11 protein-coding genes are annotated in these 12136 nt (G+C 63.0%); 4 read left to right on the forward strand and 7 right to left on the reverse strand.

Annotation, left to right across the window (positions count from 1 at the left end):
* Positions 1 to 104: 104 nt before the first annotated feature.
* The 4 genes from WN982_RS15545 to WN982_RS15560 all read left to right on the forward strand — a co-directional run bounded on the left by WN982_RS15545 (position 105) and on the right by WN982_RS15560 (position 4378).
* Positions 105 to 1280: a VWA domain-containing protein gene (locus WN982_RS15545; protein WP_341312830.1), complete on the forward strand. Its 1176-nt coding sequence runs from the start codon at positions 105 to 107 to the stop codon at positions 1278 to 1280.
* A 40-nt stretch (positions 1281 to 1320) separates the two neighbouring features.
* Positions 1321 to 2541 carry a benzoate/H(+) symporter BenE family transporter gene (locus WN982_RS15550; protein ID WP_341312831.1) on the forward strand — a complete coding sequence of 407 codons (1221 nt, stop codon included), beginning with the start codon at positions 1321 to 1323 and terminating at the stop codon, positions 2539 to 2541.
* 244 nt (positions 2542 to 2785) lie between these two features.
* On the forward strand, positions 2786 to 3739 hold the full coding sequence (gene tal / locus WN982_RS15555; RefSeq protein WP_341312832.1) for a transaldolase: 954 nt from the start codon (positions 2786 to 2788) through the stop codon (positions 3737 to 3739).
* 222 nt (positions 3740 to 3961) lie between these two features.
* Entirely contained in the window at positions 3962 to 4378 is a 417-nt protein-coding gene (locus WN982_RS15560; protein WP_341312833.1) for a VOC family protein, read from the forward strand.
* A 69-nt stretch (positions 4379 to 4447) separates the two neighbouring features.
* Here WN982_RS15560 and WN982_RS15565 read toward each other — a convergent pair whose 3' ends face one another.
* From WN982_RS15565 to htpG, 7 genes are all read right to left on the reverse strand, one after another.
* Positions 4448 to 5572: an FUSC family protein gene (locus tag WN982_RS15565; protein WP_341312834.1), complete on the reverse strand. Its 1125-nt coding sequence runs from the start codon at positions 5570 to 5572 to the stop codon at positions 4448 to 4450.
* Positions 5573 to 5696: 124 nt separating this feature from the next.
* Positions 5697 to 7247, reverse strand: coding sequence for a sodium:solute symporter family protein (locus WN982_RS15570; protein ID WP_341312835.1), 1551 nt, complete (start codon positions 7245 to 7247; stop codon positions 5697 to 5699).
* Positions 7247 to 7486 carry a DUF3311 domain-containing protein gene (locus WN982_RS15575; protein WP_341312836.1) on the reverse strand — a complete coding sequence of 80 codons (240 nt, stop codon included), beginning with the start codon at positions 7484 to 7486 and terminating at the stop codon, positions 7247 to 7249. The genes WN982_RS15570 and WN982_RS15575 overlap by 1 nt, the downstream gene beginning before the upstream one ends.
* Before the next feature lie 376 nt (positions 7487 to 7862).
* Complete coding sequence (locus tag WN982_RS15580; protein ID WP_341312837.1) at positions 7863 to 8777, reverse strand: spermidine synthase; 915 nt, start codon at positions 8775 to 8777, stop codon at positions 7863 to 7865.
* Entirely contained in the window at positions 8774 to 9247 is a 474-nt protein-coding gene (locus tag WN982_RS15585; RefSeq protein ID WP_341312838.1) for a DNA-deoxyinosine glycosylase, read from the reverse strand. The genes WN982_RS15580 and WN982_RS15585 overlap by 4 nt, the downstream gene beginning before the upstream one ends.
* Complete coding sequence (locus WN982_RS15590; RefSeq protein WP_341312839.1) at positions 9247 to 9933, reverse strand: chorismate lyase; 687 nt, start codon at positions 9931 to 9933, stop codon at positions 9247 to 9249. Before WN982_RS15590 ends, WN982_RS15585 begins: the two co-directional genes overlap by 1 nt.
* 218 nt (positions 9934 to 10151) lie before the next feature.
* Positions 10152 to 12050: a molecular chaperone HtpG gene (gene htpG, locus WN982_RS15595; RefSeq protein ID WP_341312840.1), complete on the reverse strand. Its 1899-nt coding sequence runs from the start codon at positions 12048 to 12050 to the stop codon at positions 10152 to 10154.
* Positions 12051 to 12136: the final 86 nt, after the last annotated feature.

A 12136-nucleotide genomic window follows, 5' to 3' on the forward strand; every position in this document is an offset into this window, starting at 1 on the left:
CTGAAACCTGGGTCTTGACCCGGGTCGATATCCCGTTGGTGAGCGCGCAGTACCGCACCCCAGCCGCACGCCAGCCGCACGCCAGCCGCCGTAGAGGAAACAGCATGCTGATCGACTTCTTTTATTCGCTACGCGCGGCCAAACTGCCGGTGTCGGTGAAGGAATATCTGACGCTGCTCGAAGCGCTGAAAGCCAACGTGATCGCACCGTCGCTCGACGACTTCTACTATCTCGCGCGCATCACGCTGGTCAAGGACGAACAGTACTTCGACAAGTTCGACCAGGCGTTCGGCGCGTATTTCAACGGTGTCGCGCAAACCTCGGAGCTCGCCTTCGACGTCCCGCTCGACTGGCTAAAGAAGAAGCTGCAACGCGATCTGTCGCCCGAGGAGAAAGCGCAGATCGAAGCGATGGGCGGCCTCGACAAGCTGATGGAGCGCCTCAAGGAACTGTTCGACGAACAGAAAGAGCGCCACGAAGGCGGCAGCAAATGGATCGGCACGGGCGGCACGTCGCCGTTCGGCAACGGCGGCTACAACCCGGAGGGCGTGCGCATCGGCAGCGATGCGGCGGGCAATCGCACTGCGGTCAAGGTGTGGGAAGCGCGCGCCTACCGCGATTACGACGACCAGGTCGAAATCGGCACGCGCAATATCAAGATCGCGCTGCGCCGCTTGCGCCGTTTCGCGCGCGAAGGCGCCGCCGAAGAGCTCGATCTGCCCGACACGATCCGCAGCACCGCCGCGAACGCCGGCTGGCTCGACCTGAAGATGGTGCCGGAGCGGCACAACAAGGTGAAAGTACTGATGCTGCTCGACGTGGGCGGCTCGATGGACGATCACATCAAACGCACCGAAGAACTGTTTTCGGCCGCCAAGGCTGAGTTCAAGCACCTCGAGTTCTACTACTTCCACAACTGCGTGTACGACTTCCTGTGGAAGAACAATCGCCGCCGCCACGCCGAGCGGATGCCGACGTGGGACGTGCTGCACAAGTTCACGCCGGATTACAAGCTGATCTTCGTCGGCGATGCAACGATGAGTCCGTACGAAGTGCTGCAACCGGGCGGCTCGGTCGAATACAACAACCCCGAAGCCGGCGCCGTGTGGCTGCGGCGCCTCGCGGATCATTTCCCGCATTATGCGTGGCTGAATCCGGAGCCGGAGGGCTTGTGGGCGTACCGGCAGTCGGTCAGCGCAATCCGCGAAGTGCTCGGCCACCGCATGTATCCGCTCACGCTCGCCGGCCTCGAAACGGCAATGCGCATGCTGAGCAAATAATCGGGTCGCGCTTTATCCTCAACTATAAGAAAACATCTGCATGAGTCCGTTTTCATCGCCTGATTTGTCCCCTGCCACCGTATTGCCCGGGCGTCTCAAACCGTTCGCCGACACCGCGCTGTCAGCCGTCGTCGCCGGCTTCGTCGCGATGATGACCGGCTACACCAGTTCGCTGGTGCTGATGTTCCAGGCGGGCCAGGCCGCGCATCTGACCGATGCGCAGATTTCGTCGTGGATCTGGGCGTTGTCGATCGGTATGGCGGTCTGCACGATCGGCCTCTCGCTGCGTTTTCGCGCGCCGATCGTGATCGCATGGTCGACGCCCGGCGCGGCGCTGCTGGTGTCGTCGCTGCCGCATGTGACTTACGCGGAGGCGATCGGCGCGTTTATCGTCTGCGCGTTGCTGCTGACCGTGGTCGGCCTGACCGGCTGGTTCGATACGCTGATGAAGAAAATCCCCGCGGGCATCGCATCGGCATTGCTGGCGGGCATTCTGTTCGAAATCGGCATCGAGATTTTCCGCGCCGCGCAATTCCAGACCGCCCTCGTGCTGACGATGTTCTTCACGTACCTGATCGTCAAACGTCTCGTACCGCGCTACGCGATCGTGACGACGCTGATCGTCGGCACGGCCGCCGCCGGCGGCCTCGGCTTGCTCGATTTCAGCCGCTTTCATGTCGCGCTCGCCCATCCAGTGTTCACGATGCCGGCGTTCTCGGTGGCCGCGAGCATCAGCATCGGGATTCCGCTGTTCGTCGTCGCGATGGCGTCGCAGAACGTGCCGGGCATTGCCGTGCTGCGCGCCGACGGTTACACGACGCCGTCCGCGCCGCTGATTTCGACGACCGGCATCGTCTCGCTGTTGCTCGCGCCGTTCGGCTCGCACGGCATCAATCTTGCGGCGATCACGGCGGCGATCTGCACCGGCCCCGAGGCGCACGAAAACCGCGACAAGCGTTACACCGCGGCGGTCTGGTGCGGCATTTTCTATCTGATCGCCGGGATTTTCGGTGCCACCATCGCCGCGCTGTTCGCGGCCTTGCCGAAGGCGCTGGTCGTCTCCGTCGCCGCGCTGGCGCTCTTTGGTTCGATCATGAGCGGCCTCGCCAACGCGATGCACGACCCCAAACAGCGCGAGGCGGCGCTGGTGACGTTCATGGTGACGGCCTCGGGCCTCACCCTGCTGTCAATCGGCTCGGCATTCTGGGGACTGGTTGCGGGCGTGCTGACGCAACTGGTGCTGAACGCGCGCCGCGCCTGAAGCGTCGACGAAAAAACGGCGGCTGAAATCCGCATGAACTGTTCGCCGGGGGCAGGTGTCCACACTGCATCAGGCGATCCGCCATAGAATAGAAGTATCCGGCAGCGTTTCCCGGCAAGATGACGGGCAAATGCTGCAGCGTGACCCGCGGCCGCCAGGGCTTTTTGTATTTTTTGTACTTTTTGTCCGGCGGCGACCTCATTTTTCCTGAACCATGGCGCACCTACGCCCTGAAGGCTCGAACATGACAACCGCACTCGACCAACTCAAGCAATACACCACCGTCGTGGCCGATACCGGCGACTTCCAGCAGCTCGCCCAATACAAGCCGCAGGACGCGACCACCAATCCGTCGCTGATTCTGAAGGCCGTGCAGAAGGACGATTACCGTCCGCTGCTCGAAAAGACCGTGAAAGAGCACGCGTCGAAGCCGGTCGGCACGATCATCGATCATCTGCTGATCGCATTCGGCACCGAAATCCTCAAGATCATTCCGGGCCGCGTGTCGACCGAAGTGGACGCGCGCCTGTCGTTCGACACTCAAGCGTCGATTGCGAAGGGCCGCGAACTGATCGGCCTGTACCAGGAAAAGGGCATCGGCCGCGAACGCGTGCTGATCAAGCTGGCTTCCACCTGGGAAGGCATCCGCGCCGCCGAAGTACTGCAGAAAGAAGGCATCCGCTGCAACATGACGCTGCTGTTCTCGCTCGCGCAGGCGGCCGCCTGTGCCGAAGCGGGTGCGCAGCTGATTTCGCCGTTCGTCGGCCGCATCTACGACTGGTACAAGAAGAACGCCGGCAGCGCGTGGGACGAAGCGAAAGACGGCGGCGCCAACGATCCTGGCGTCAAATCGGTGCGCCGCATCTACGCGTACTACAAGAAGTTCGGCTACAAAACGGAAGTGATGGGCGCGAGCTTCCGCACGCCGGGTCAGATCCTCGAACTGGCCGGCTGCGATCTGCTGACCATCAGCCCGGATCTGCTGCAAAAGCTGCAGGAGAGCACCGAGAAGGTCGAGCGCAAGCTGTCGCCGGAGATTGCCACAGGTGCCGACATCGCACGCGTGCCGGTCGACGAATCGTCGTTCCGTTTCCTCGTCAACGACGAAGCAATGGCGTCAGAAAAGCTCGCCGAAGGCATTCGCGCATTCGCTGCGGACGCCGTCAAGCTGGAAAAGCTGATCGAAGCGCTGCGTTAAACCCGCCTTCTTCGCTTCAGCGCGCGGCCCTGAGCCTTGCGGTTCAGGGCCGCGCGCCGTTTCTGGCGGCGTTTTATTGGGTCCACGTCACGCCCGCCGCCCTTCCAATACAAAGTCACAATTGCTGCCACAACAGACGACTACAATCGTCTGCACGCCCACTCCTCCTGGCCGTTGGCCGAAGGCGCGCGGCGCCGCTGACCCACATTCCGGGAGACGATCATGTACGTTCAGCCTTACGTTTTCTTCAACGGCCGTTGCGAAGAAGCGTTGAAGTTTTACGGCGAAGCAATCGGCGCCGAAGTGTTATTCCAGATGCGCTACAAGGAGGCGCCGCCTGACGCGCAGAGCCAGATGCGCCCTGACACGGAGGACAAGATCATGCACGCGAGCATCAAAAGCGGTTCGACGACCTGGATGGCGTCCGACGGCCACTGCGACCCCGATGCTGGTCCGATGAACGGTTTCAGCCTGTCCCTGACGGCCGACGACGCGGCATCGGCCGAAAAATACTTCAATGCACTGGCCGACGGCGGAAAGATCACTATGCCGTGGCAAGCCACCTTCTGGAGCAAAGGCTTCGGGATGGTGGTGGACCGCTTCGGCCTCGGCTGGATGGTGACGGTGCCGGAGGAGTAAGACCGTCACGCGTGGCGGGCGCGGCTGCGGCTACCGCAGTCGGCCCCGGCCGCGGCGGACTGCGCCGCCTTAAGCCTTCAGCAAGGTCCGCGTGTGCCGGTCGATGTTCCAGTTCGGCTCGGTTTCCAGCAGCAAGGCGCGCAGCCGGTCGACCTGTTCCACCAACCGCTGCCCGAGCCAATAGGGCCCCTGCAAATCGGGCGGCAGTGTCAACGCCGCGTCAGGGTGCGCTTGCGCGAGCGGCAACGCGGGCGGAATCCTGAAATGCGTCGCGCGGCCAAATCGCAGGCCGCGCGCCGTTGCCAGCAGGATGCCTCGCACCGCGCGCACCTCGATCCCGCACTCCTGTGCAAACGCGGCGCGCGTCACGGCGTCGGCACGCATCAGCGGGCCGCTCGCCAGCAGTTCCAGCGAACTAAGCACCGAGCGATGCAGACGCTGGATCTCTTCGAGCCTTGCCTGCGGCACATCGATCTCCTTGGCCACCGAGGGCATCAGCGAGCGCAACTGCACCAGCCGCTGGTTGATCCTCAGAAAGCTTTTGACCTGCTCGTCTTCGCTGATCGTTTCGCCTTGTAGCAGCCGCGCGTAGATCCGCGCACATTCGCGCAGATTGTCGGCGAGGCCGTAGCGCCACGAATAGGTTGCGTGCAGCGGCAGTGCGAACGAAAAGGCCAGCGCGATCACGATGCCGATCAGCACGTTCAGCGTGCGCCACAGGCCGACGTCGATCGGATTGTTGCCATGGCCCGCGACGATGCACATCGTGATCGCCGTCAGCAGACCGATATAGCCGGACGAGCCGATCGCGAACCACGCGCAGATCGCGGCGACGATCGACATCAGTACATAGGTGAGCGGCAGCGAGCCGATCAGATCCTGTTGCAGGATCAGCACCAAACCAATCGACGCGCCGAGCAAAGTTCCCGCTGCCCGTTCCGCCGCCTTCTTGCGGATATTGCCGTGATGCTGCAAACCGCCGATTACCACCAGCAAGGTCACCGACGACCAGATGCCGTGCGGGATGTCGATACCGGTCGTGGCGAGAATCGACACCAGCATCGCGAGGCCGACGCGCAGACTATGCAACACCCTTGCATGGCGATAGCGGTAATACGGCGACGCGACCGCGCGCACCATGCGGCTGATGGCCGAACGGCGGGTAATCACGGTGTGAGAATCGGCAGGGACCATGGCGGCGCGACGGACGCTTTGAAGAACGGTTCCGCTATCGTGCACCAGAGTGCCCCTGAACGACAAACGCCCGCAAACTTTCGTTTGCGGGCGCTGCGCCTTGAAGCGAGGTGGAGCGGCTTGTTCAGCCTTCGACCGCGTCCAGATAGTCTTCCGGACGGGTGCGGTCTTCGGCGCGCTGCATGCCGAGCACACGCACCAGAATACTCACCACCACCGCCACCACCAGGTTCACGACCAGCGACCACACTGCCGCGTAGCCCGGAATCGCGAAACCGAACAGGTGAATCGTGAAGATCGAGCTCGCCAGCTTCAGCGAAATCGCCATCCACGTGCCGGTTGCGATGCCGGCCGCCCAGCCGAGCAGCAAACCGCGGTAGTCGAGCATACGCGTATACAGACCCAGCACGATCGCCGGCAGCGTCTGGATGATCCAGATGCCGCCCAGCAACTGCAACTGGATCGCGTAGGTGAGCGGCAGTCCCAGAATGAACGCCACCGCGCCGACCTTGACGATCAGCGACACCAGCTTCGCGACATTGGTCTCCTGCTCATGCGACATGTTGCGGTTGACGAACTCCTTGTGGATGTTGCGCGTGTAAAGGTTCGCTGCCGCAATCGACATGATCGCCGCCGGCACCAGCGCGCCGATGCCGATCGCCGCGAACGCGACGCCGACGAACCACGACGGAAAGAAGTGCAGGAACAGCGCCGGCACCGCGAAGTTCGGGCCGAACGCCTTGAAGTACGGTGCGAATTCCGGCATGTCCTTCACGCCCGCTGCGAGCGCCATGAAGCCGAGCAGCGCGAGCAGACCGAGCACCAGCGAGTAAGCCGGCAACATCGCCATATTGCGGCGGATCGTGTTACCCGAATTCGACGACAGGATGGCCGTGATCGAGTGCGGATACAGGAACAGCGCAAGGGCCGAGCCGATGGCGAGCGTCGCATACGCGCTGTAGCCGTTCAGGCTCGACACGTCCGGCGCCTTCAGCAGCAGCTTGGCCGGCGGCACCACGCCGAAGATATGGCCGAAGCCGCCGAGCTGCGGCGGAATCACGATGATCGCGGCGGCAATCGTGATGTAGATCAGCACGTCCTTGACGACGGCGATCATCGCCGGCGCGCGCAGGCCCGACGTGTACGTGTACGCCGCCAGAATCGCGAACGCGATGATCAGCGGCAGATCGCCGACGAAGCCCGTGGTGTCGAAACCCAGCGCGCCGATCACCACTTCGATACCGACCAGTTGCAGCGCGATGTACGGCATTGTCGCGAGGATACCGGTCACCGCAACGGCGAGCGCCAGCATCCGGCTGCCATAACGGGCGGATACGAAGTCGGCCGATGTCACGTAGCCCTGACGTTTGGCGATGCTCCACAGTTTCGGGAACACGACGAACGCGAACGGATAGATCAGGATCGTGTACGGCAGCGCGAAGAAGCCCGTGGCGCCCGCGCCGAACACGAGCGCCGGCACGGCGATGAAGGTGTACGCGGTGTACAGGTCGCCGCCCAGCAGGAACCAGGTGACGATTGTGCCGAAGCGCCGGCCGCCGAGGCCCCACTCTTCCAGATGGGCCAGATCGCCGCGCCGCCAGTGGGCCGCGATAAAGCCCAGAATGGTGACGCCGACAAAAAACAGAACGAAGACGAAAGTTGCGGTGGCGTTCATTATTGCGCGCCCCCTTGCGGACGGCCCGTCGAGCGGGTCTTGGTCTTGAAGTACACGAGCGCCGTGATGACCGCGCTGATCAGCACCCACAGGAGCTGATACCAGTAGAAGAAGGGAAAGTCGAACAGTTGCGGTTCGACCTTGTTATATGACGGCACCCAGATCATCGCGATCCAGGGCAGCAGCAGCAACCATAGCCAGCGCTTGCTGGCTTTGTTCGCGTCGGCGTCGTGAGCCATGACGTCTCCTCCTACCTATTATTGAAATGTTGGCCCGTGTTTTGACGGGTGGCGGTTCCCGCAGCGGGCGGCCGCCGCCGGATAAGCAACAGGCGCCCCGAAAGCTTCGAAAGAGTATAGGAGCCGCGAACGTGCGGTCAAGCAGGGACGACCCGAGGCGAGACGGTGCTTTGATGCAGATGGGACAGACGGCTCGACGCAGGGCGGCCTACAGCGGGTGGCCGTGCGCGCGCCTGAGTGAAAAGCGGCTTGGCCGTTTGATGCGCGGTGGGTTCCGGCCTCGCGAAGCGCCGCGTGGCGCGACGGCGCAGTGCGCAGGGCCGGACACTGCTTCGCGCCGGGCGAGCCACCTTGCCCGGCCCGGCTGCTTCGATCGTCAGATCGAGAACGAGCTGCCCTTCTGCCCGGTCGATTCCTGCAGACCCTTGATCCACTTGCGGGCCGGCAGGCCAAGTTCCGCTTCGATCAGCCTGGCGCGCGCTTGCAGCGCCGTGAACGGCACGTCGAGCGCCGGGCCCGAGAACGCGATCGCGATGCGATTGCCGTCGTGCACTTCCGGTAACGCGACGACGCGGCCGTCGAACGCTTCGTTCAAACGCTTCATGTTGCGCACGAAGCTCGGATGATCGCCGAACAGGTTCACCGTCACCACGCCCGCGTCGGTCAGACACGCGCGCACTGCGCGATAGAAGCCGACGCTGTCGAGCACCGGGCCGCGCGCGGTCGCATCGTAGACGTCGACTTGCAGCGCGCCGATCGTGCCGTGGTTGTCGCGGTCGTTGACAAAGTCCCACGCGTCGGTTTCGTGCACGGTCAGGCGTGCATCGTCGTGCGGCAATTCGAACATCGTCCGCGCAGCAACGACGACGGCCGGATTCAACTCGACCGCCTCGACCTTCGCGCGCTTCAGGAAGCGGTGGGCGAACTTGGTCAGCGCCGCTGCGCCAAGACCGAGCTGGACGATGCGCCTGGGTGTTTCGATGAATAGCAGCCAGGCCATCATCTGCTGCGCGTATTCGAGTTCGATGTGATCCGGCTTGCGCAGACGCATTGCGCCTTGAACCCATTCCGTGCCGAAATGCAGGAAGCGCACGCCGCCCTCTTCCGAGAACGTGACAGGAGCGAAACGCGGCTTGCGCGGCGCTTCGATTTGCGGCGCGTCGCGCAGATCGTCGTCGTGCAGTGCACGCTTGTTGTTGCGCACTACTTTCTGTTTGCTGCCCGCGGTGTCGGCGTCTTGATTGCGGAAAGCACGCGCTTCAGCCGAAGCGCGCTTGATCAATTTCGTCATGTAAGGATGTCGCGCCAGAGACGCAATTTTTGGTCGAACGAGAGCATAGCATTCGCCGGACTCGACGAAGGCAATACGAGGGTGGCGTAGCCGGCTTCGCCGATCACCGGCGCGAAGCGGCCTGCCGTCTTGCCGTTGAAGCAGACTTTGCGCAACAGCGGCGCATGCTCGCGCAGCGATGCGAAGTCATTCGGTTGCGCGTTGCGGATCGCCGCATCCAGGCTCCCCTCGCGATGGCACGCTGCGAGCACGTCCCATACGCCGATGCCATGGACGAGTACGCGCTTGAGACGTTCTTCGTAAGCGAGCCCGGCAAGCGGTTCGTCGAGCACCGTGCCGAGCAGGCGCCAGAACTGGTTACGCGGATGCGCGTAGTACTGCGTCGCGGCGAGCGATGCCTCGCCGGGAAAGCTGCCGAGAATCAGCGTATGTGTATCCGCGGCGACCACCGGTGGAAAGCCGCGCAACATTAGCGGCTTGCCTCGCCGGGTGCGCGAAACACGGGATGCGCGCGCGATGCGATGTGCTCGAGCGGGCGGCCATGTTCGCGCGAACGTGGATGCGCAGCGTGCAGCGCAGACGCGGATGATTCACCCGATGACGAAGCCAGATGCGCCCACAGCGCGGGCAACATGCATTCGGTCACCATCAACGGCGCGCGGTGGCGCTCGAACACCGAGCGGCGCGCGACCAGCGCATGCGGCGGCGCCGCGCCGATCTCATGCAGGGCCAACCGGTACAGCGGATGACGCGCCGTCAGCCTGCGGCTCACTAGCGACGAACGCGCGACGCTGCTATCGCTGTATAGCAACTCTGCAAGCGGCCGGGTGCGTAGCCGCCGTGTCGCCTGCCACACGCCGACGCTCGCGGCCAGGGGCGCCACGCTATGCGCGGCGACAAACGGCACGCCGTCGACCGACAGCACCACCTCCCGAACCCACGCAGGTGCGCGCGGCGCGATGCCGAGCGCGGCGTACTCGTCAATCCACGGCAGCGCGACGGCTTCGCGCGTGACGCGCACCGCGACCGCGCCAAGCGTGCGCAGATGCGCGGTCAATGAACCACCGCGCGTCAGCCAGTCTTTCTGGGCGGCGCTAAAGCCGGGTAAGGGAGCGACGCGCCAGTGGGCGTCGGCGGCATCGAAACGGATAGGCATGGTGTCGGATTATAACGGCGACGCTGTCAGGGGATCGCCAGCCCCTCCCCCTTCCTCCCTTCACGAAGTTCAATTAGCAGCCGCTCGGACGCCGACCCGCCTCATTCACCCGGCGCAAGACATCGCGCCGGGGACGGGCAAAAAAATGCGCTGCCGAGGCAGCGCATTTTTCAATCACAAGCGTCAACACGACGCTAAATCAAGCTCACCACGCAAGCTCAACCCGCGCGCGCCAGCAACAGCGCATTGGTACGCTTCACGAAGCTCGCCGGATCTTCCAGCGCACCACCTTCGGCAAGCAAGGCCTGATCGAACAGCAGATGGCACCAATCGTCGAAGTTCGCGCTGTCCGCATGCAAGCCCTTCACCAGCGCGTGCTCCGGATTCACTTCGAGAATCGGATGGAACGACGGCGCTTGCTGCCCCGCGGCCTTCAGCATACGTTGCAGGTAACCGCTCATTTCGCCATCGTCGGCGACGAGGCAGGACGGCGAATCGGTCAGGCGGAACGTCAGGCGCACGTCCTTCGCCTTGTCCTTCAGCGCTTCCTTCATCTTGTCGACGAGCGGCTTGAACTCTTCGCCAACCTTTTCCTGCGCCTGCTTTTCTTCGTCGTTCAACGCACCCAGATCGAGATCGCCGCGCGCGACGCTTTGCAGCGGCTTGCCGTCGAATTCATTCAGGAACGACAGCATCCATTCATCGACGCGATCGGTCAGCAGCAGCACTTCCACGCCCTTCTTGCGGAACACTTCAAGATGCGGACTGTGGGTCGCGGCCTGCCAGGTGTCGGCGGTCACGTAGTAGATCTTGCTCTGCTCGGGCTTCATCCGTGCGACGTAATCGGCGAGCGAAACGGTTTGCTCGGGCGAATCCGTATGCGTCGACGCAAAGCGCACCAGCTTGGCGACACGCTCGCGATTGGCGAAATCCTCGCCGATGCCTTCCTTCAGCACCTGGCCGAATTCCTTCCAGAAACCTGCGTACTTTTCCTTGTCGGCGTCGCTCTCGGAGTTGGCCAATTCTTCCAGCATCGACAGCGAACGCTTGGTCACGCCTTCGCGGATCGCCTTCACGTCGCGGCTTTCCTGCAGGATTTCACGCGATACGTTCAGCGGCAGATCGCTCGAATCGACCACGCCCTTCACGAAACGCAGATACGCGGGCAGCAGTTGCTCGGCGTCGTCCATGATGAACACGCGCTTCACGTACAGCTTCAAGCCGCCGCGATGATCGCGATTCCACATGTCGAACGGCGCGTGGGTGGGCACATACAGCAGTTGCGTGTACTCGCTGCGGCCTTCGACGCGGTTATGCGTCCACGTCAGCGGATCCTGATGATCGTGCGCGAGATGCTGATAGAACTGCTTGTACTGATCTTCGGTGATGTCGTTCTTCGAACGGGTCCACAGGGCGCTGGCCTGGTTGACAGTCTCGTTCTCGTCCTTCGTGACCATCTCGCTCTTTTCCGCGTCCCACTCTTCCTTCTGCATCAGGATCGGCAGCGCGACGTGATCCGAATACTTCTGGATGATCGACTTCAGACGATGCAACGACAGCAGGTCGTCTTCATCGGCACGCAGATGCAGCGTGATCGTCGTGCCGCGTTGAGCGCGCTCGATCGTCTCCACGGCAAAATCGCCCTCGCCCGCGCTTTCCCAGCGCACGCCTTCGGACGCCGGCAGGCCGGCGCGGCGCGTTTCGACCGTAATGCGATCGGCGACGATGAAGCCCGAGTAGAAGCCCACGCCGAACTGGCCGATCAGCGCCGCATCTTTCTGCTGGTCGCCGGAGAGTTTGCCGAAAAATTCCTTGGTGCCCGAACGCGCGATCGTGCCGAGATGCGAGATCGTCTCGTCGCGGCTCATGCCGATGCCGTTGTCGTCGATGGTGACGGTACGCGCTGCCTTGTCATACGACACGCGGATGCGCAGATTCGGATCGTTCTCGTACAGCGCGCTATTTTCGATCGCTTCGAAGCGCAGCTTGTCGGCCGCGTCGGACGCGTTCGAAATCAGCTCGCGCAGAAAAATTTCCTTGTTGCTGTACAGCGAATGGATCATCAGGTGCAGAAGCTGCTTCACTTCTGCCTGAAAGCTCATGGTTTCTTGTGCCATGGTCGGACTTCCTCTCTGTTGCGAATGGGGTTCAAGTCAGGCGTGGCGCTAAACGGCTGACTGGCCACGCCCGCCGGGGCGCCGGA

Source organism: Paraburkholderia sp. IMGN_8, assembly GCF_038050405.1.
In the GTDB taxonomy this organism is placed as follows: domain Bacteria; phylum Pseudomonadota; class Gammaproteobacteria; order Burkholderiales; family Burkholderiaceae; genus Paraburkholderia.